Consider the following 19,793-nt stretch of genomic DNA (forward strand, 5'->3'; position numbering starts at 1 on the left):
GCCGCGGGACTGCCCGCCGGCCTGTTGTGGTGGCTGTGCGCTCCCGGAGGCGCATTCTACGGCGACGGTTCGGTACCGCAGATGTGGTTGCCGAGGGAATTGATGCTGGGGTTGATTGGACTCGTAGCAGGCATTGCCGCGGGTTGGTTGGTTGCACGTCAAAAATCGACGCCTGGTTCTGCATGGAAGGTAGCAGCCGCCGCAGGTGGATCGATCCTCGGCTCCATAATTGCCTGGCAGACCGGCGAAGCGCTCGGCGCCTGGTTGCAGCCGGTACCGGACGCCGCCCCATCCGAACACATGGCATTTTCAGTGATGTCCTATGGCGTGCTCCTCATCTGGCCTGCCGCAATGGCCGTAACGACGTTTGCGATCGCACTCACCAGCTTGTTACGCACAGGGTTGCGGTACTGACGCTCGTATTCCGGCCGGGCACGTAAACTGGCAAGGTGACACTTTCTGATTCAAGCCCGGAATCCTCACTGCTGCGCACTATCGACTTCCGCGGCAGAACGCTAGGCTACGCGGAACTCAAGCGGGCGGTCCCGCGTGCTGAAGCGGGCTTCGAAGCTGCATCCGCGTCGGTTGCCGCCATCATCGACGACGTCCGCACCCGCGGGTTTGCAGCTCTGTCGGAGCTCGCCCGGAAATTCGACGGGGTCGAACAGGCTCATCCACGGGTTCCCGCCGCTGCGCTGAACGAAGCGTTGGCGTCCCTCGATGGCGGAGTCCGGTCAGCCCTGGAGGAATCGATCAGCCGGGCCAGGACCTTCACGGAGGAACAACGGCCCCGGGATGTCGATGTGGACTTCGGGCCGGGAGCAACTGTCCGGCAGAAATGGATTCCAGTCCGCAGGGTCGGTCTCTATGTTCCTGGCGGGCTCGCCGTATATCCATCCTCCGTCGTGATGAATGCGGTTCCGGCTATCGCCGCCGGCGTGGAGTCGATCGCCCTCGCGTCCCCGCCGCAGAAGGAGTACGGCGGCCAGCCCCACCCGGTCATTCTCGCGGCAGCGGCGCTGTTGGGAATCGAGGAGGTCTACGCCATTGGAGGGGCGCAGGCCGTGGCCGCCTTCGCCTATGGTGTGGAGGGCGCCGGTGAGGCTGAGGCCTTGGAACCCGTCGACGTCGTCACCGGACCGGGCAATGTTTTCGTGGCCACCGCCAAACGCCTGGTCAAGGGGGTCGTTGGTATCGACGCGGAGGCCGGCGCTACGGAAATAGCCATTCTGGCTGATGACATCGCCCGGCCGGGACTCATCGCCGCGGACCTGATCAGCCAGGCTGAACATGACCCGGCGGCCGCATCGGTGCTGGTGACCGATTCACCGGCGCTGGCCGAACAGGTCCAGGTGGAGGTTGCGGCCCGGACCTTGCAGACCAAGCATTCCGGCCGGGTCCGTGAAGCGCTGACAGGCCGGCAATCGGCCGTGATTCTCGTCGACGACATGGAGCAGGGGAGCGCGGTGTGCGATGCCTATGCGGCCGAGCACCTGGAGATCCACACCCGGAATGCCGCCGAAGTCGCCGAAGGCATCCGTAATGCCGGAGCTATCTTTATCGGCGACTACAGTCCGGTCAGTCTTGGAGATTATTGTGCCGGTTCCAATCACGTCCTTCCCACCAGTGGAACGGCCTCGTTTGCTTCCGGACTGAACGTGACAACCTTTATGCGCGCCGTGCAGCTGGTCAACTACGACCGTAATGCCCTAGGGGAAGTCAGCGACCACATCAAGAACCTGGCAGAGGCAGAGGACCTGCCGGCTCACGGGGAAGCTGTTTCCGCACGGTTTTCCTGAATCCGAAAAACGGGAGAAACCACAAGATATGGTAATCACGCTCTTGTAATTCACCTATATGTAGTTCTATGATGGTTCAAGAATCCGCATCGGAACAGGGGAGCGAGGAACACAATGTACTGTCCGTTCTGCCGCAATCCTGATTCACGCGTGGTGGACAGCCGGATTGCCGACGACGGTTCCGCAATCCGCCGCCGTCGTCAATGCCCGGACTGCGGACGCCGCTTCACCACTATCGAAACCACAAGCCTGACGGTGATCAAGCGCTCCGGTGTCGGAGAACCGTTCAGCCGCGCGAAGGTCATCAATGGAGTCCGGAAGGCATGCCAGGGCAGGCCCGTGACCGAGGATGACCTGGCAATGCTGGCCCAGGAAGTGGAAGAAGCGATCCGCGCCAGCGGTGCAGCGGAAATCGAAGCGCACGAGGTGGGTCTCGCCATCCTGGGTCCGCTGCAAAAACTCGATATGGTCGCTTATCTTCGGTTCGCCAGCGTGTACCAGGCCTTCGAGTCCCTCGAAGATTTTGAAGCCGCCATCCAGCTGTTGCGGCACGAGGCGGACGCGGCAGCTGCCGACGCACCGCGGATGCCGGCACCCGGCTCCGCCGGGCAGGACGCTGCCCCTGACGCGTCCCGGGAACAAGGCACGCTTCTATAAACTCCGGTGGTGGCTGCGGAGGGGAAGCCGAAGCCACCACCGGCACCAAACCCCTAGATGTGGTTAAAGCGCTCCGCGGAGTGAAGTGCGGCTCCGACAATTCCCGCATTGTTCTTGAGCTTGGCCGGAATGACTTTGGTCCGCAGGTCGAGAAGCGGCAGGAAGTCTTCGCTTCGCTTGGAAATTCCGCCGCCGATGATGAAAAGCTCCGGTGAGAACAGGAACTCCACATGGGAGAAGTACCTTTGCAGTCGGACGCCATATTCCTTCCAGCTGAGGTCCTCGCGTTCCCTGGCTGAAGCTGAGGCGCGCGTTTCGGCGTCGTAACCGTCGATCTCGAGGTGGCCCAGTTCGGCATTCGGAACGAGCACGCCGTCCATGATGAACGCGGAACCGATTCCGGTTCCCAGAGTGATGACCAGCACGACGCCGCCCACATCTTTGCCCGCACCCCAGCGTGCCTCGGCGAGGCCCGCGGCATCGGCGTCGTTCATTACCTCAACCTCCCGGCCGAGGATGTCCGTGAACAAAGAATCCACGTCCGTGCCAATCCACGACTTATCCACGTTGGCCGCTGACCGGGCGACACCGTGCGAGATGATGGCAGGAAAGGTCACGCCGACCGGGGAACCATTGGCGGGAGCCGTATCCCGAGTGGATAGTTCGTCAACAATGTCTTTGACGCATCTGGCAACAGCCTCGGGAGTCGACGGCTTGGGTGTACTGAGCCGGTAACGGTCACCGATCACTGCGCCGCTCTCGACATCGACGATGCCGCCCTTGATTCCCGTGCCGCCGATGTCGACGCCGATAACCGTCGTCGGCCCGGCACCGGACGAGCCGCTCTCGTCCGCGGTTTGCTGCTTGGCATGGTTCTCTTGGGGCATGGATTCTCCGAAGGTCAGGCGTGGAAGGTGATCGGGGTATGTCCGGCCAAGTGAACGCCGGTGAGGAGCAACGGTCAGGGAAGGGTCAGGATTTCAGCGCCGGATTCTGTCACCAGCAAGGTGTGCTCGAACTGGGCGGTGCGCTTGCGGTCACGGGTAACAACAGTCCAGTCGTCGTCCCACATGTCCCATTCGACGGTGCCCAGCGTAAGCATTGGTTCAATGGTAAACGTCATGCCCGGTTCAATCAGGCGATCATATGAAGGGGCGGCGTCATAATGCGGGATGATCAACCCGGTGTGGAATGCCTCGCCGACGCCGTGGCCGGTGAAATCGCGCACAACCCCGTAATTGAAGCGTTTGGCATAGGACTCGATGGTCCGGCCGATGACGTTAATCTGCCGTCCGGGAGCAACTGCACGGATAGCGCGGTTCAATGCTTCCTGGGTCCGCTCCACCAGCAGCCGCGACTCCTCGTCGACGTCGCCGGCCAGGAAAGTGTAGTTGGTGTCGCCGTGGACGCCGTCCCTGTAGGCGGTGATGTCGATGTTGATGATGTCGCCGTCCTGAACAACCGTGCTGTCCGGGATGCCGTGGCAAATCACTTCATTGAGTGAGGAGCACAGCGATTTCGGGAAATTCCGGTACCCAAGGGTGGAGGGATATGCCTGATGATCGAGGAGGAACTCGTGGCCGACACGGTCCAGTTCGTCCGTCGTGACACCGGAAACGATGTGGCGGCCAACCTCGACAATGGCCTGGGCCGCAATCTTGGAGGCGACGCGGATCTTCTCGATGGTTTCAGCACTCTTGACCTCGGACCCGGCGAATTTTTCGGGTGCCGGCTTGCCGACGTATTCGGGGCGGGCAATGGACGAGGGGACAGGGCGCAGCGGGGCGACTTTTCCCTGGGTTAGTGTGCCGATAGGTGCGGTTGAAACATTTTGAGGCATACCATCGATCATATAAGGCTCGTCCCGGTTCAGGCGGACAGATGATCGTTGAACTATTTGAGGAGAATCATGGCTGACTTTTGGTACAACGTCGTGACCCACGAGGTTGAAGAAGGCGCACAGTCGGACTGGACGCAACTCATCGGTCCGTACGAAACCCGCGCCGAGGCGCAGCGGGCGTTGGAGAAAGTCGAGAAGCGCAACGAGGCTTGGGACGCCCAGGACGACTTTTGAGCAATGCCATGCCGGGGTGAGGTATACCCGGTTGCGCGCCCGGAACCCCGTTCCGGACGGCGCTGCCCGATATTAGAAGGAATGTTCCGGACCGGGAAACGTGCCGTCCCGCACATCCTGCGCATAGGCCGCCGCGGCCGCGGACATGACGCCTCTGAGGTCCGCATATTGCTTGACGAACCTGGGGGACTTGCCGTTCCGCAATCCCATCATGTCCTGCCAGACGAGTACCTGTCCGGTGGTTGCATTTCCTGCTCCAATACCGATTGTGGGCACAGGAACCGCCCGGTCGACGGCGGCCGCTACATCAGCGGGCACCATTTCCATCAACACACAGAACGCGCCGGCTTCGGCCAGGGCTACGGCGTCGTCGATGACCGCCTGCCCAGCGTCGCCCTTGCCCTGGATACGGTAACCGCCGAGAGCATGCTCACTCTGCGGAGTGAACCCGACGTGAGCCATTACGGGAATGCCGGCCGCCACCATCGCCCGGACATGTCCGGCGTAAAAGCTCCCGCCCTCCATCTTGACAGCACTCACAAGGCCTTCTTTCATCATCCGCACGGAGGACTCGATGGCCTGTGCCGGGGAAACCTCGTAGCTTCCAAAGGGGAGGTCGGCGACGACGAAGGACCGCTTGGCGCCGTTCGACACCGCGCGGCACAGCGGAATCATCTCGTCCAGGGTGATGGGAAGCGTTGTCGCATGGCCGTAGACGTTGTTGGCGGCGGAATCACCCACCAGCAGAACTTCCACCCCAGCCTCGTCGAAGATCTGTGCTGCGTATTGTTCGTACGCAGTGAGCATGGCAAACCGGCCGCCCGAGTCTTTGATCTGCTGCAAATGATGCGTGCGGATCCGTTTGGCCGGGCCGGGCTGCTGGCCGGAGGAGCCATAGGGGGCTGGGATTTCGGCGGAGGTCATGAATCGAGCCTACTGGACCCACGCCGGTGGCTGCACCGTCCTCCTTCAAATGCGTGATTGCTTAGTAGAGTGTGGGCAGGAGTATGAACAGGGGTCCAATAGCGAGGAAAGAGGTAGCAGTGAACCGCCAGCAGGAGTTTGTCCTCAGGACTATAGAAGAGCGCGACGTCCGGTTCGTACGGCTGTGGTTCACTGACGTCGTCGGATCGCTTAAATCCGTGGCACTTGCCCCGGCGGAAGTGGAAGGAGCTTTCGCCGAAGGACTGGGATTCGACGGTTCCTCCATTGAAGGCCTGGCCCGGGTCTTTGAATCAGACATGCTGGTGCAGCCGGATCCCTCCACCTTCCAGATTCTGCCCTGGCGGGGTGAAACCGATGAGACCTCACGGATGTTCTGCGACATCCTGACGCCGGATGGCATGCCGTCGTCGGCCGACCCGAGGAACGTCCTCAAACGCGCGCTGGCGAAGGCCGCGGACATGGGATTCACCTGCTACACGCACCCTGAAATCGAGTTCTATCTGCTGAAGTCGTCCAAGCCAGGTCCCGATGGCGTCCCGGAACCGGTTGATGAGGCGGGCTACTTCGACCACGTTCCCGGTGGCGTGGCACAGGACTTCCGCCGCACGGCCGTGAGCATGCTCGAAGCGGTGGGAATCTCGGTCGAATTCAGCCATCACGAGGCCGGTCCCGGGCAGAACGAGATTGATCTGCGTTACGCCGACGCCCTGCAGACGGCCGATAATATTATGACGTTCCGGACTGTCATCAAGGAGGTCGCCCTCACGCAGGACAGCTACGCGACGTTCATGCCCAAGCCGTTCTCGCACCATCCCGGGTCCGGGATGCATACCCACTTTTCGCTGTTCGAAGGCGACACCAACGCCTTTTTCGAGGCCGGAACCGAATTCCAGCTGTCCAAGACGGCACGCCAGTTCATCGCAGGCTGGCTGCGGCACGCCCCCGAATTCACCGCGGTGACAAACCAGTTCGTCAATTCCTACAAGCGCCTCTGGGGTGGAGGAGAAGCGCCAAGCTACCTGTCCTGGGGACACAACAACCGTTCCGCCCTGGTGAGGGTCCCGCTCTACAAGCCGGGGAAGGGACAGTCTGCGCGGGTGGAATACCGCGGTATCGACTCCGCAGCCAATCCCTACCTGTCGTACGCGGTGCTGCTGGGTGCAGGACTTAAGGGGATTGAAGAAGGCTACGAACTGCCCGCCGGGGTGGAGGAGGACGTCTGGTCGCTGTCGACGGCGGAGCGCCGGGCGATGGGGCATGATCCGCTGCCCGCCAATCTGCACGATGCCGTCCGGTCATTGGAAGACTCGGAGCTGATGGCGGAAATCCTGGGGGAGCAGGTGTTTGAACATTTCCTCCGTAATAAGCGCGAGGAATGGCACGACTACCGGATCGAAGTCACTCCGCATGAGCTGAAGCGTAATCTTGGCGTGCTGTAGATGACCGGAAAGAGCTTCAAACGCCGACTAATTGCGGCGGGTTTTGCCGATCTGGAGAAAAGCACGCGCTTTCTCGAGGCGCCGGAACTGACCAGTATCGAGGAGCCGTGTCTTTTCGATGGACTCGCGATGGCCGCCGATCCCGACCAGGCGCTGCAGTCGCTGGTGCGGCTGTTGGAGAAGAGCCCGGATCTCGGCAAGCTGGTCAACCGGGGACCTGAAGCCAGCGAGGCACTGTTCCGGCTGCTGGGTGCCTCGGAGGCACTTGGCGACTTCCTGATCCGGCACCCCGAAAATCTGGACGTGCTGGAAGTCAGGGTCAGCCCGGAACCCAGCGGCACGGACCTGGAGGTGTTACGTTCCTCGCTGCTGAAATCGGTTCAGGCCGACCCATCGGCGTCGTTACCGGTGGCAAAACTGGTGGGACAGGAGGCCTACCGGAGTCTGCGCGCCCGGTACCGCCGGCATCTGACGGAGCTTGCAATCCGGGATGTCTGTTCTGCCTCGCCCGAGGACTTCTTCCCGATGGCTGCGCGTGAGCTGGCCGACCTGGCCGCTGCCGCCTTGGACGCAGCGCTCGCAGTATCGCGGGCGGAACTGGCCGCCCACCAAGACCCCGGGGATATCGCGGACGTGCGCCTTGGAGTCATCGGAATGGGCAAGTGCGGCGCCGGGGAACTGAACTACATTTCCGACGTCGACGTTGTCTATGTGATCGAAAGCGAGCACCTGGAAGACGGTAAAGCCGCAACCATAGGAACCTCGCTGGCCACCGGCATCTCCCGCGCTATTTCCTCCGCGGCCAGCGAACCTGGGCTGTGGGAAGTCGACGTGGCGCTCCGTCCCGAAGGCAAGGACGGGCCGCTGGTCCGGACGCTTGACTCGCATCTGACGTATTACCAGCGCTGGGCCAAGAGCTGGGAATTCCAGGCGTTGCTGAAGGCCCGCGCCATCGCCGGTGACATGGAACTGGGCCGCAGATACGAGGATGTGCTGAGCCCGCTGATCTGGAGTTCGTCCGAGCGGGAGGGCTTCGTCGAATCGGTGCAGTCGATGCGCCGGCGGGTGACCGAACATATCCCCGCACATGAAGAAGGCCGGCAGATCAAACTGGGGTCCGGGGGGCTCCGGGATGTCGAATTCACGGTCCAGCTGCTGCAACTGGTGCACGCGAAGGCGGATGAAACGCTGCGCTGCAAGGACACGACGTCGGCTATCGCGGCACTGTCGGAGGCCGGCTACATAGGCCGGTCCGACGCCCGTGAATTCGACCTCGCCTATCGGTATCTGCGGGTCCTGGAGCACCGGATCCAGCTGGCACACCTGCGCCGGACGCACCTGATGCCGCAACAGGAGGCTGCCCGGCGTGCCCTTGCCCGCAGCATGGTCGGTGCACTCGGCACTGCCCGGCCCAGTGCCGACTCCCTGTTGGAGAACTGGCAGCGGACAAAGCGGGCGGTGCGGCGGCTGCATGAACGCATCTTCTACCGTCCGGTGCTGGCCACGGCTGCCCACCTAAGTGCCGAGGACGCCAGACTCTCGCCGGAAGCGGCCGGCGCGAGGCTCGCAGCCTTGGGATACCAGGACCCTAAGGGTGCCATGCGGCACATTCAATCGTTGACGGCGGGCATCAGCCGGCGTGCAGCACTGCAGCGGCAACTATTGCCGGTCCTGCTGGGATGGCTGGCCGAGGGCGTGGATCCGGATGCGGGATTGCTCGGTTTCCGCCGGATCAGCGAAGCGTTGGGTACCAGTCCCTGGTATCTGGGCATGCTCCGGGACTCTGCTGCTGCCGCGGAGCGTCTGTGCCACATTCTTTCAAGTTCCCGTTTCATCACGGACCTGCTGGAAGTCTCGCCGGAAGCGGTGAAGTGGCTTGGTTCCGACCATGAACTGGCCGTGCGCAGCTTTGACACCCAATGGCAGGAAGTCCAGGCAAAGTTCCGGAGGCACGACGACCCGGGCAACGCCATCCGGCTTATCCGGCTGATCCGCCGGCGGGAAATCCTCCGCATCGCCATCGCCGACAGTTCAGGACTGCTGCGCCAGGACGAGGTTGGCCAGGCCCTCGCCGACACTGACCGGGCAGCGATGCTGGGCGCCCTGCATGTGGCTGAAGAGTCGGTTTATTCAAGCGATGAGGTCCGGACCAAAATGCTCATCGTTGCCATGGGCCGTCAGGGCGGACGGGAAATCGGTTACGGCTCCGACGCGGATGTGCTGTTTGTGCACCGGGCCGTTGAGGGTGCGGCCAAGGAGGCTGCCCAACAGCAGGCGGAAAAAATAGTGTCGCAGACGACGGCGTTGCTCAAGCAGCGCTGCACACCGCCTATCCAGGCGGAGCGGATTCTGGAAGTCGACGCTGACCTCCGGCCGGAGGGCAAAAACGGGCCGATGGTCCGTTCGCTGGCCTCCTACCGCGAGTACTACGGCCGCTGGTCCCTGATCTGGGAGGCCCAGGCACTGCTGCGGGCGCGGCCGGTTGCCGGCGACGACGAACTGGGCCGCGACTTCATCGCGTTAATTGATCCAATTCGGTATCCAGAGACACTCAGCGAACAGAACGAACGGGAAATCCGGCGGATCAAAGCCCGGGTGGAAGCGGAACGACTCCCCCGCGGTGCAGATCCGGCACGTCAGCTCAAGCTCGGACGAGGAGGATTATCCGACGTCGAATGGCTGGTTCAACTCTTGCAGCTGGAACACGCGCATACCATCGAGGGTCTGCGGACGACGTCGACCATTGAAGCCCTCAAGGTCGCCGCCGCCGAGGAACTGCTGCCGGAAGACGAAGCCAGCATCCTGACGGACAGCTGGCACTTGGCCAGCCGGATCCGCTCGGCCAACGTAATCTGGAGCGGCAAGTCGTCGGACCTGTTGCCATCCTCCCGCCGGGATTTGGAAGCTGTCGCCCGCTGGTGCGGCTACGAGGCGGGAATGGCTTCCGTCATTGAGGAAGACTATCTGCGCCTGACCCGCCGGGCGCGCGCGATTTTCGAAAAGCACTTTTTCCGCGGGTAGCGGCCGGCACCGGTTAGGCTGAGTTCACAGCACCGGATCCGGCAGGAGAATCCATGACCGATATTGCGCAGCTCGCCGATGAACATCTCGCACTCGCGAGGGAAGCCACACACGGGCGGAGTGCCGTGCTGCTTGGCCAGGATGGGCCATTACGGCAAACCATCATTGCCCTGCGCAGCGGCGCCGAGCTTGGTGAGCATAATGCTCCAGTCGCGGCTTCGGTCTATGTACTCGAAGGCGCCATCACCGTGGTTAGCGCGAGTGGACGGAATTCCATCAGCGAGGGTGAGCTGGCCATGCTGGTGCACGAACGCCACTCAGTGGAGGCGAACGAGGACTCCGTGTTCCTGCTCACCGCGGTGACGGCACTGGATTGAATCCGCCGGCCCACGTGCCTGTCTAACAACCTGTTAAGCAGCCTTGCCCCGGCCACAGCGGCCGGGGCAAAGCTTGCTACGCAGGCTAGACGCCGTAGTAGAGTTCGAACTCTCAAGCCCTAATTGCCGGTGATTGGCAGTTGCTGTAATCCCCGTCATTCCGGGCTTTCGTGGTTGCCAGTGATTGTGGATAACTGTGCTGTTGCGGACCTGCTGCGGACTGGCTGCGGACTCGGCAAGGTCAGTCCTAGGGCATGGTCAAGGCTGGCCAACACCTTCGGCCCACTTGCTTCCACGTCCCCTCGAAGGGCTGATCGCATCCCAGTGGCGATGTCGTCACCTTCCTCTGTCGAGCGGTATCGGCGGGGTGCCGTATCGGCGGACCAGCTGATTTGTGGGATACCTACAAACGGTAACGCACTGCATACCGTCAAGAGTTTAGTCAACTCCGGGAAGTCCTGAGAGGTGCCATAGCAACCTTCACAGGTAGCCTTCCCGCCGGAGCCACACTGGAGAACTGAGCATTCTAGTTGTCTCCCGTTATCAAGATTAGCCGCCGTTTCCCTCCACAACCTGTATAGGGTCAGGGAATGACCAACAACACCATACTTCTTTGGACCATGATCGGTACCTGCCTCACCGCAGTAGCCACCGTAGGGCTGGTGATCGGCGCCTTCACCGCGTGGCATACCGCGAGAAAGACTCTCGACCAAATGAAAAGTGACAGCCTTGCCCAAACTCGACCGTACATATTCGCCTCACTCGTTCCCAGTCTCTCCGGACCAGCGAAATTCGACCTCGTTATCGAGAACACAGGCGTCAGCACTGCACGCAACGTGCAGTTTACGTGTCCAGAATTCCCGAGCAAGCCGGACGACGTAGCAGAAAAGCTAGCACGTTTCTTAAACGCAAAACACACCGTTCCACCAAAAGCCCGCCTTCGAAATTATTGGAGGTTGGGCCTTGAATCCGGTCACGAGTGGTCAGATGGCACGACCAAACCAGCAGGGATGCCCGAGCAAGCTACGCTGGTGATCGATTACGAAGACGATGCAGGACGCGAATATCAAGACATATACGCCCTTGATGTCGTAGGCCTTCTGTTTGCCCCGGTCCCTGCAAAAGGCCCGAACGTCAAGGAATCACTTTCGGACGAGCAAAAGGACACACATAAAATGCTCGGCGTTCTCGCTGCAGCTATAGGAGAGCTCCGACGGTGACCGGAACCGTGAGCAACAGTTGGTCGAACATTTACAGTGCCCGCTGCTCCAAGGTAACCGAACCAACTCGGCCTCATCCGGATGCTTGACCTCGGACCACATTGCCCGGGCTGGTCCCGGACGTCATAACCCATTGTCGCAATTCGTCCGGCGTAAAAGACGGCCTCGACGGGTCCGCCGGACCGGTCCCGGGTCACGATCCGCCCGGGTACTCACAAGTGGCCTTCAGATTCAAGGAACCGGAACAATTCCAGCGCTTCCGGCGGCTTCCGATCGGTCCACATGACGCGTGCATGCCCCGGCTCTGGTTCCTCGGTGGCGAATAGGTCCCTTAGTCCGTCCCGGTTTACCGCCATCCGCCGCTGGTCGCCCGCCATGACATCCGCGGCATACGAGATCACGCGGATCAGCTGGAACGCTTCGAGGGTACGGGTCCGGTCCGCCGCGGCGTCGTCGTAAGCCTCAAGCGCCGCGGCAACCAACAGCCCGAGTTCCCCGCAATCGGCCAGCGTGAACCCGTCCGCTACCGGTGCAAGAAACCTTGCTTGGCTCTCCAACGCGGTTAGACGCCGCCGCTTCATCGTTGCCACGTCTCTGCCTTCCGCTCCAGCTGTGCTAACCGTTCCTCGATGTCCAGATCCCGGACTTTCAACCCAAATTCGAGCAACCGGCTTGCCGCCCGGATACGGTCCGCCGCGCCGCCCGCCGTCAGCCCGGCCCGGAGGACTTCCACAGCCTGCAGTTGAGCGCTGAGTAGCGCGGATACGGCCTGCCCCGCCCCGGACCTGCTCTGCTCGCGGTAGGCGCCGGCAAAACGGTCATCGTCGGCCAGCCAGCGCCGTAATGTTCTCTCGCCGATTCCCGCTTGCTTCGCCGCGTCCGGGACGTTCGCAGTGACAGCCAGTGCCACCAGCGCACTGGCTTGTTTCTGGGATAACCGGCCACTCTCGGCCATGTCTACGACCCTCCACGGATGAATCCCGTACCGACGTCGTTGCTCATCGCCCGGTCATCGCGGGGAGGGAACTCCACCGGCCGCATGATGTCCCTGCCTTCCGCGAGCGCCGCGGCGTCGAGCAGATCCACCCGCTTCGGCATCCGCGCGGACGGCCCGTTGATGACGCGCCTGCCGTCGGTGTGCTCCTGCGCGGACCGTACGGCCTGTAGGAGGCTCCGCCACGCCTCTACCTCGCCCAGCACCTCCCAGAGTGGTTCCAGCGCCTTAGCGGCCCGCTCAGCGACTTCCGGGCGTACCGTCCGCCATTCCGTCTCAACGCGCCCGGCGCTCTCCCGCATGGCCTGCTGTCGCCGGTCCGCCAGTTTGCCCCGCTCCATGAGCAGATCGTGTGCTAACCGGCGTTCTTCGAGCAGGTTCGGCGGTTCCGGCGGTTCCGGTGCCGCCATGAGCTTTGCCCGGGCTTCCGCCGCTTTAGGCCTCCACTCGGCTATGGCGGCAGCGTGCTCTTTCTGCGCCTCCTCAATCCTTGCCCTGCTCTCGCGCTCAGCTGTACCGATCCGCTCAAGCTCGGCGTCGACTGCCGACGTGATGGCCGCTCTGAGTTCACCCGCGGTCATCGTCGTGCTTTTGGGTGCCTTGGGATTCACTGCCGACCGCCTCGAAACGCCTGGTCAAACGCCCCGCCGAGCATCTCATCAACGGTTTGCTTTTTCGGCTTCTGCTTGCGCTTGCTCTCGGACCGGCTCACGAGGGCGTCAAGCTCCGCAACCTGCTCCATGCTCCCATCGACGCGAACCCTCATGCATTCAGCCAAGTACGGCGGGTTCCGGATGTTCCGGCCCCGCTTCACCGCCTGCCTTAGCTTCTTGAGCCTTTCGTCAGTCTCGGTGTCTCTTGGGCTGTATCCAAATTCCCGCATGGTGTCTCTTCTCCTTTGTGTAATGCCACCGTTTGAACCCCTGCCCGGCCGTGATGCTCGCAATCCCGGCAACTGGTCTTGCCCCGCTTCACCAGAGAGTCGGTCAGCGTGCCCTGACTGCAAGTGGTGCAGGCGAAACGATCTTTGGATGGTGTGGAATCCCAGACAGCTTGAGCTTCAGCTTCACTTTGAGAAGTGCTCACGTCTAAAGAATGTCCTGTATCTGTAGCCGTATCCGTACTGTGCTGTACCGTACTGGTGTTACGCGTCACCGGCGGCGTAACGTTACGCGTAACCGGACGCGTAACCGGATGCGTAACGTTGCCGTCTCCATCCGGATCTGCAGCCTTGGGAGCCTTCCCGCAGTTGGCAGGCAGACAGAACCTATGGTCACCATTTTTATGAGCACGCGACCGCTGCATTCTCACCTTCGTCTGAGCCGACGCGGCCCGGACCGACGGCGGCGGCATATGATCCTCGATCATGGTCAGCTTGAACCCTTCACCCTCAGCGGCCACAAGACCACGATCTACAAGGTTCTGGATGGCCGTGCCGGGGTCCGGATGATCGGAGCATCTACGGGCGTCGGCGGCCCTCAGGATGCCGTCATACTGCTGTGTCCGGGAACAGAACTGGATCATGGCGAGCAGGTGCCAGCGGTCCGCGAAGTCGAGTTCTGCGAGTACCGGCATGTCGGTCCAGTCGTCATCTATCCGGGTCCAAGTCATTGCCGCCGCCTACGCCTCCGCTGCCGCGTCGAACAGCTGGTCAACCCATGCTTCAACGTCGCTTTGACGGAACATTCTCCGTCCACCGATCAAGGCGGATCGCGGCGCAGTTCCGTTATGAATCATCCACCGGAGCTGTGCCTGACTTTTCCTCAGCGCCTCAGCCGTCTCCGGGAGAGTCAGGAGTGCGATAACTGCCATGATTCCATTCCTCTTGCTATGTGCGCTTCTAATCAACGCGTCTAAGGTCAAGCGTGGCACTTTTGTAATTCGATGGCAACGGTTGACGCTTGAGGGTGTAGCACGTCGGGCGTAAGCTGTAATTATGAACGGCGAAACGGAAAGCGGAGATGCAGCAACCATGCGCAGACTCAGGGAACAAACCAACAATCAAGACCATGCGACCCGGCAACAGACCGGCGCCACGATGTACGACGCTGAGCGCATCATCGGCGCTAAGTTCCGGGCGCTCCGGGAGGAACACGGCTGGACGCAAGCGGATGTCTCCGACAGGCTCGCCGCGTTGGGCGTCCCATTGCATCAGACCAACGTTGCCAAGCTGGAGAAGGGGCGACGCCCCCTGCGGGTAGCCGAAGCGTTCGCTTTGGCGCAGGTCTTCGGGATGCCACCCGCGGCCGTGTTCTACATGCCAACCGACGGGCTAACCGTCGATATGGAGTACGCAACCATGCGGCTGTTCGAGCTTGACTCAGAGGCACGTGAACGCCGTCAAGAGTTGATAGAAAAGATTGATGCCGCCATCGACTATCAGGCGGAAGTCGAATATCAGCGGATGACGTTTATCAACGCCGTTCGCAGCGCCGGTGTGGAGGTGGACAAGTGAGCATCACGAAGCGCCCTAATGGCATGTGGCGTGCCCGGTACAGGGACGGCGACGGTAAAGAGCACGCGCGCCATTTTCCCCGGAAACTCGATGCTCAGAAGTGGATGGACACGGTTACAGCGTCGGTGGTCCGCGGGGATTACGTGGACCCTAAGACGGCGAAGCTGACCGTGGGGGAGTGGTGCGCGACGTGGCTGCACGGGTACGGCACGAAACGATCCTCGACCGTCCGGCAGGCCCGGACCCATGCGAAGCACATTGTCGCCGCGTTCGGTAACCGGCCGCTAGGCCAGCTGCGCCCCTCGGAGGTACGTGCATGGACGGTGAAACTCAAGAATGAGGGTTACGCCGATTCGACGGTGTACGCCCTGCACAGCCGCTTGGGGCAGATCATGACGGACGCCGTGCATGACGGGATCATCCCGCGTTCCCCGGTCAGCCGCCGGACGTCTCCCGGCGCAGGGAAGCAACGGCCTTATGTTGCCACCACGGCGCAGGTTTGGGCGCTGCACGACGCCATGCCCGACAGTATGCGCCCCGCCGTCCTGCTGGCCGCGTTCGCCGGTCTGAGAGTCGCTGAAGCCGTCGCCCTCCGGACCGGTGACGTCGATTTCATGCGCGGCATCATCACGCCGTCTGTGCAGTACCCGTCCGAACCATTGAAGACCGAGATTTCCAGAATGCCTATCCCGATTCCGCGGGATCTCGCCACGGACCTAAACCGGGTCCCGGTGAAGTGGGGAACCACTGCGCTCGTCACTGGGGAGTTCGGCAGGTCCATCGCCCCGTACACACTGGAAACAGCATTCAGGACGGCACGCGCCACTGTGGAGGGTCTGCCGGAAGGTTTCCGGTATCACGATCTGCGCCATTATTTCGCGTCGCTGCTCATCGCGGCCGGGCTGGACATCAAGACGGTGCAGGCCCGTCTGAGGCACGCGTCAGCCAAGACGACATTGGACACTTACGGTCACATGTGGCCGGACAAAGACGAGTCCGCACGAGCCGCGATTCAGGACGTTCTGACAGCTCGTGCGGACTCTGTGCGGACTGAGGCCGCTACATCCCAGTGATCTAGCTACACGCCGTAGTAGAGTTCGAACTCGTAGGGGTGCGGACGCAGCATCAGGGGAGCGATTTCACTCTCCCGCTTGAATGCGATCCAGGTGTCAATCAGGTCCTGAGTGAAAACGCCGCCCGCCTGCAGGAACTCATTGTCGTTCTCAAGCGCAACGAGGGCTTCTTCGAGCGTGCCGGGGGCCTTCGGAATATCTTTGGCCTCCTCGGGAGGAAGCTCATACAGGTCTTTGTCGATCGGGTCCGCAGGTTCGATCCGGTTTTTGATCCCATCCAGCCCGGCCATCAGCTGCGCGGCAAATGCGAGGTACGGGTTGCCGGAGGCATCAGGAGCACGGAATTCAAGGCGTTTCGCCTTCGGGTTGGAACCGGTGATGGGGATCCGGATTCCCGCGGAGCGGTTACCCTGCGAATACACCATGTTGACCGGAGCTTCAAAACCCTTGACCAGACGGCGGTATGAATTCACCGTCGGGTTCGTGAAAGCGAGGACGGCGTCCGCGTGCTTGAGCAGGCCGCCAATGTACCAGCGGGCGACGTCGGAAAGACCGGCATAGCCTGTTTCGTCGTAGAACAGCGGTTCCGAGCCGTTCCACAGTGACTGGTGGCAATGCATGCCTGAACCGTTGTCGCCGAAGACGGGCTTGGGCATGAACGTGACGGTCTTGCCCCAAGCATGGGCAACATTCTTGACGATGTATTTGAACTTCAGCAAATCGTCAGCCGCAGCAGTAAGAGTCGTGAACTTGTAGTTAATCTCGGCCTGTCCGGCTGCCCCGACTTCGTGATGGGAGCGTTCAACTTCGAGACCGGCCGCAGCAAGTTCCATACACATGGCGTCCCGCAGGTCGGCCTGGTGATCAACCGGCGCGACCGGGAAGTACCCCCCCTTCTCGGGGGTCTTATTCGCCATGTTGCCGCCTTCTTCCTCGCGTCCCGAGTTCCACCAGGCTTCCTCCGAGTCGATCTTGAAGAAGGTGTGGCCCGGCGTCGTTTGGAAGCGCGCGTCATCGAAGACGTAGAACTCTGCCTCAGAGGCGAAGAACGCAGTATCGGCGATACCGGTGGAACCTAGATAGGCTTCGGCCCGCTCTGCTACACCGCGCGGGTCCCGGTGGTATGGATCCCCGGTGCGCGGATTGACGATGGAAAAGTTCAGCGCGAGAGTCTTCTCGATGCGGAACGGGTCGATGTAGGCGCTTGTGGGATCCGGAATGAGTTGCATGTCCGACTCGGCAATGCCCTGGAACCCCCGGATGGACGACCCATCAAAGAGCTGGCCATGGACGAAGAATTCCTCATCGACGCTGGCGGCCGGTACATTGAAGTGCTGCTGGACGCCGGGAAGGTCCGTAAACCGGACATCCACGAATTTTACGTCTTCATCGGCGATGTATTTGAGGACTTCGTCCGCATCTTTGAACATCGAAATTTGCTCCTTAGAGATAAAGGGTGTTGGCCGGTGGGGTGGGAAACCGTCCCGCCAGGCTTAGCTCGTGCTTGAATACGTCCCGACGACCAGCACGATGTCTCCAGCCTAGGCGGCGGTGGTTTCGAACCGGTGTCGGAATTGTTTCCGGCAGATTACGTCCTCTATCAACCTCCCTTTAGCCTAGGCTTACTGTGTGGTTGATAGAAACGATCTTGGTTCCTGGCTGGCCGGCGCACCCGGTGGTGACATCCAGAAATGGCCCGGGGAGCGCCTCGGACGTCCGCAATCCGGGCCCGGCTCCATGGCGCGTGTCGGTCGACGGGCAGTCGCCTTGATCATCGATTGGTCGCTGAGCTACTTGATAGCTGTGGCGTTTTTCGGCGGTAATCAGTGGGCGATTCTGACGGTCTTCGCGTTGGAACAGATATTGCTTGTGGGAACGCTCGGATATTCCATTGGACACAGAATCCTCGGAATCCAGGTGCAGAGGCTTGACGGGCGCGCGGCCGGTCCGATCGCAGTGGGAATCCGGACGGTATTGCTGTGCCTGCTCATCCCGGCAGTCATCTTCGACGCCGACCAGCGCGGCCTGCACGACCGGAGCGTGGGAACCGTACTCGTACGGATCTAAACCAGCACTTCCGGCGCTGCAGCTTGAGAGACACATCTTTGAATGGCGCACCCTAGCGGCCGCGGGCCGCCTTTCGGTCCGGACGTGCCTTGAATGGATCGATCCCCTTCGGGATAGGCAGTTTGTTGCCCAACGAGGAGATGCGCTTGCTGACCTGCTGCACCTCCTGCTTCGTCAGTTCCTTCTTCATCTTCTGGATACGTCGGGAGACTTTGCTCAGCGGAACCTGGCCTTCGCCGTCGCCGGTCTGGATGACATGAATCGACACGTTCGGCAAAATCCGGCTCAACCTTTTGCGTTCGCCGTCGATCAGGCGCTTGACCCGGTGCGGCGGTCCTTCACTGACAAGTACGACGCCGGGACGCCCAATGGCGCGGAACACGGCATCCTTGCTGCGCGGGTCGACGGCGGCCGGCTGTTCTTCGGTGATCCAGCCGCGCCGAAGGGTGCTCAGGGCCGCTCCGGCCGCACCCGGCTGCCCTTCAAGTTGCGCAAACGCGGCTTTTTCCGCGCGTCGGGACAGGATGAACATGGCAGCCAGCAGTCCCAGCGGAAGGGCGACGATGAGCGCCGTGATCCAGTTGTTGATCAGCAGACCGATGACCAGACCAACGGCAACGATTCCCAGGAACGCCAGTAGCATCAGCCAGACCACATTGGGATCGTGGCGGCGGGTCATCTTGAAAACGTCCCGCATCTGCTTCATGCGCCCGGGCTTTTTGTTCGCCTTGTCCGCCTTGTTTTTGCGCTTGAAGAGTCCGCGCTTCCGGCTCGGATCGCCAGCGTCGGCGTTGGTCACGTCTGAGTCAGTCCTTTTGGCCATAGTGCTATCAATTCTACGGGATAAGGCGGCGGGTGGTTGACGACCGGCAGGCATTTGCAGGCGTTCTGCACCGTTTGGCAGCCCCCGGCAGCACTTCACACGAGGCTGGCTGCCTCCTGCAGAGTTGAGCCCGATTCCTGGATGTGCGCCAACTCGGGAGGCAACTCGAGCCCCTTCTTCCGCATGGCTCCTGCCCACAACCGGCCGGCGCGGTAGGAGGACCGGACCAGTGGACCGCTCATAACGCCAAGAAATCCAATCTCTTCGGCCTCGTCACGGATTTCGATGAATTCCTGCGGCTTAATCCAGCGGTCAACGGGGTGATGCCGGTTGCTTGGCCGCAGGTACTGATTGATCGTAATCAAGTCGCACCCGGCATCATGCAGGTCCCGCAACGACTCAGAGACCTCCTTGCGGGTCTCGCCCATGCCGAGGATCAGGTTCGATTTGGTGACCATACCCGCGTCCCGGCCCTGGGTGATGACATCAAGGGAGCGTTCATAGCGGAAGGCGGGCCGGATGCTGCGGAAGATCCGGGGCACGGTCTCCACATTATGGGCGAAAACCTCCGGCTTGGCGTCGATAACCTCTTGAATGAGCTCAGGCTTGCCGGAAAAATCGGGAATAAGAATTTCGACGCCGGTACCCGGGTTCATCGTATGGATCGCCCGGATCGTTTCGGCATACAGCCACACACCCTCGTCCTCGAGGTCGTCCCGGGCAACACCGGTCACGGTGGCATAGCGCAACTCCATCGCCTTGACGGATGTCGCGACCTTGCGCGGTTCGGCGACATCGAGCCGTGACGGCTTTCCGGTATCGATCTGGCAGAAATCACAGCGGCGGGGG

General features: G+C 61.6%; 22 protein-coding genes. 11 read left to right on the forward strand and 11 right to left on the reverse strand.

Going from position 1 to position 19,793, the window contains the following annotated elements; translation table 11 throughout:
• The 3 genes from Y707_RS0112285 to nrdR form a co-directional block, all read left to right on the forward strand.
• A partial coding sequence (locus tag Y707_RS0112285; RefSeq protein WP_026535317.1) for a hypothetical protein occupies nucleotides 1-414 on the forward strand: 414 nt, incomplete at its 5' end.
• Between the two features lie 35 nt (nucleotides 415-449).
• Nucleotides 450-1,799, forward strand: a complete 1,350-nt coding sequence (hisD, locus tag Y707_RS0112290) for a histidinol dehydrogenase (RefSeq protein WP_026535318.1) — start codon at nucleotides 450-452, stop codon at nucleotides 1,797-1,799.
• A 114-nt stretch (nucleotides 1,800-1,913) separates the two neighbouring features.
• Nucleotides 1,914-2,456 carry a transcriptional regulator NrdR gene (gene nrdR / locus Y707_RS0112295; protein ID WP_026535319.1) on the forward strand — a complete coding sequence of 181 codons (543 nt, stop codon included), beginning with the start codon at nucleotides 1,914-1,916 and terminating at the stop codon, nucleotides 2,454-2,456.
• A gap of 53 nt (nucleotides 2,457-2,509) precedes the next feature.
• Here nrdR and ppgK read toward each other — a convergent pair whose 3' ends face one another.
• Nucleotides 2,510-3,343 (reverse strand): polyphosphate--glucose phosphotransferase, encoded by an 834-nt coding sequence (gene ppgK, locus Y707_RS0112300; RefSeq protein ID WP_035781511.1) that lies wholly within the window; start codon nucleotides 3,341-3,343, stop codon nucleotides 2,510-2,512.
• A gap of 74 nt (nucleotides 3,344-3,417) precedes the next feature.
• The gene (map, locus tag Y707_RS0112305; protein ID WP_026535321.1) at nucleotides 3,418-4,296 is read right to left on the reverse strand and encodes a type I methionyl aminopeptidase; all 879 of its coding nucleotides are present in this window, start codon (nucleotides 4,294-4,296) and stop codon (nucleotides 3,418-3,420) included.
• Between the two features lie 69 nt (nucleotides 4,297-4,365).
• On the opposite strand from map, the gene Y707_RS30710 reads away from it, so the two are divergent.
• Nucleotides 4,366-4,530: an SPOR domain-containing protein gene (locus Y707_RS30710; RefSeq protein ID WP_155852944.1), complete on the forward strand. Its 165-nt coding sequence runs from the start codon at nucleotides 4,366-4,368 to the stop codon at nucleotides 4,528-4,530.
• A 72-nt stretch (nucleotides 4,531-4,602) separates the two neighbouring features.
• Here the strand turns inward: Y707_RS30710 and panB are convergent, their stop codons facing one another.
• Nucleotides 4,603-5,454, reverse strand: coding sequence for a 3-methyl-2-oxobutanoate hydroxymethyltransferase (gene panB / locus Y707_RS0112315; protein ID WP_026535322.1), 852 nt, complete (start codon nucleotides 5,452-5,454; stop codon nucleotides 4,603-4,605).
• 119 nt (nucleotides 5,455-5,573) lie between these two features.
• On the opposite strand from panB, the gene glnA (Y707_RS0112320) reads away from it, so the two are divergent.
• The 4 genes from glnA (Y707_RS0112320) to Y707_RS0112335 all read left to right on the forward strand — a co-directional run bounded on the left by glnA (Y707_RS0112320) (nucleotide 5,574) and on the right by Y707_RS0112335 (nucleotide 11,532).
• Entirely contained in the window at nucleotides 5,574-6,914 is a 1,341-nt protein-coding gene (gene glnA / locus Y707_RS0112320) for a type I glutamate--ammonia ligase (RefSeq protein WP_026535323.1), read from the forward strand.
• Nucleotides 6,915-9,935, forward strand: a complete 3,021-nt coding sequence (locus Y707_RS0112325; RefSeq protein ID WP_026535324.1) for a bifunctional [glutamine synthetase] adenylyltransferase/[glutamine synthetase]-adenylyl-L-tyrosine phosphorylase — start codon at nucleotides 6,915-6,917, stop codon at nucleotides 9,933-9,935.
• 53 nt (nucleotides 9,936-9,988) lie between these two features.
• Nucleotides 9,989-10,312 (forward strand): cupin domain-containing protein, encoded by a 324-nt coding sequence (locus Y707_RS0112330; protein WP_026535325.1) that lies wholly within the window; start codon nucleotides 9,989-9,991, stop codon nucleotides 10,310-10,312.
• A 590-nt stretch (nucleotides 10,313-10,902) separates the two neighbouring features.
• Nucleotides 10,903-11,532, forward strand: a complete 630-nt coding sequence (locus tag Y707_RS0112335) for a DUF8453 domain-containing protein (protein WP_026535326.1) — start codon at nucleotides 10,903-10,905, stop codon at nucleotides 11,530-11,532.
• 212 nt (nucleotides 11,533-11,744) lie between these two features.
• Here the strand turns inward: Y707_RS0112335 and Y707_RS0112340 are convergent, their stop codons facing one another.
• The 5 genes from Y707_RS0112340 to Y707_RS33265 form a co-directional block, all read right to left on the reverse strand.
• Entirely contained in the window at nucleotides 11,745-12,122 is a 378-nt protein-coding gene (locus tag Y707_RS0112340; RefSeq protein ID WP_155852946.1) for a hypothetical protein, read from the reverse strand.
• Nucleotides 12,110-12,487, reverse strand: a complete 378-nt coding sequence (locus tag Y707_RS0112345) for a hypothetical protein (RefSeq protein WP_026535328.1) — start codon at nucleotides 12,485-12,487, stop codon at nucleotides 12,110-12,112. The genes Y707_RS0112340 and Y707_RS0112345 overlap by 13 nt, the downstream gene beginning before the upstream one ends.
• Nucleotides 12,488-12,489: 2 nt before the next feature.
• Nucleotides 12,490-13,137, reverse strand: a complete 648-nt coding sequence (locus Y707_RS0112350) for a hypothetical protein (RefSeq protein WP_026535329.1) — start codon at nucleotides 13,135-13,137, stop codon at nucleotides 12,490-12,492.
• Nucleotides 13,134-13,409 carry a hypothetical protein gene (locus Y707_RS0112355; protein ID WP_026535330.1) on the reverse strand — a complete coding sequence of 92 codons (276 nt, stop codon included), beginning with the start codon at nucleotides 13,407-13,409 and terminating at the stop codon, nucleotides 13,134-13,136. Before Y707_RS0112355 ends, Y707_RS0112350 begins: the two co-directional genes overlap by 4 nt.
• Nucleotides 13,410-14,146: 737 nt before the next feature.
• Nucleotides 14,147-14,500: a helix-turn-helix transcriptional regulator gene (locus Y707_RS33265; protein WP_333782846.1), complete on the reverse strand. Its 354-nt coding sequence runs from the start codon at nucleotides 14,498-14,500 to the stop codon at nucleotides 14,147-14,149.
• Between Y707_RS33265 and Y707_RS25595 the strand changes: the two genes are divergently transcribed.
• Nucleotides 14,463-14,981 carry a helix-turn-helix domain-containing protein gene (locus Y707_RS25595; RefSeq protein WP_035781517.1) on the forward strand — a complete coding sequence of 173 codons (519 nt, stop codon included), beginning with the start codon at nucleotides 14,463-14,465 and terminating at the stop codon, nucleotides 14,979-14,981. The genes Y707_RS33265 and Y707_RS25595 overlap by 38 nt on opposite strands.
• Nucleotides 14,978-16,054 (forward strand): tyrosine-type recombinase/integrase, encoded by a 1,077-nt coding sequence (locus tag Y707_RS0112370; RefSeq protein ID WP_253905155.1) that lies wholly within the window; start codon nucleotides 14,978-14,980, stop codon nucleotides 16,052-16,054. Before Y707_RS25595 ends, Y707_RS0112370 begins: the two co-directional genes overlap by 4 nt.
• Before the next feature lie 5 nt (nucleotides 16,055-16,059).
• Here the strand turns inward: Y707_RS0112370 and glnA (Y707_RS0112375) are convergent, their stop codons facing one another.
• Entirely contained in the window at nucleotides 16,060-17,484 is a 1,425-nt protein-coding gene (gene glnA / locus Y707_RS0112375) for a type I glutamate--ammonia ligase (protein WP_026535333.1), read from the reverse strand.
• 199 nt (nucleotides 17,485-17,683) lie between these two features.
• Between glnA (Y707_RS0112375) and Y707_RS0112380 the strand changes: the two genes are divergently transcribed.
• A complete protein-coding gene (locus Y707_RS0112380) occupies nucleotides 17,684-18,121 on the forward strand; it encodes an RDD family protein (protein WP_026535334.1) in 438 nt (145 codons plus the stop codon).
• A gap of 52 nt (nucleotides 18,122-18,173) precedes the next feature.
• Here the strand turns inward: Y707_RS0112380 and Y707_RS0112385 are convergent, their stop codons facing one another.
• Together Y707_RS0112385 and Y707_RS25600 are read right to left on the reverse strand one after the other, a co-directional pair.
• On the reverse strand, nucleotides 18,174-18,944 hold the full coding sequence (locus Y707_RS0112385) for a DUF4191 domain-containing protein (protein ID WP_026535335.1): 771 nt from the start codon (nucleotides 18,942-18,944) through the stop codon (nucleotides 18,174-18,176).
• Nucleotides 18,945-19,039: 95 nt separating this feature from the next.
• The coding region (locus tag Y707_RS25600; protein WP_081744833.1) for a lipoyl synthase at nucleotides 19,040-19,793 on the reverse strand (754 nt) is incomplete at its 5' end.

The sequence above is a fragment of the Arthrobacter sp. H14 genome (assembly GCF_000520495.1).
Taxonomy (GTDB): domain Bacteria; phylum Actinomycetota; class Actinomycetes; order Actinomycetales; family Micrococcaceae; genus Arthrobacter_C.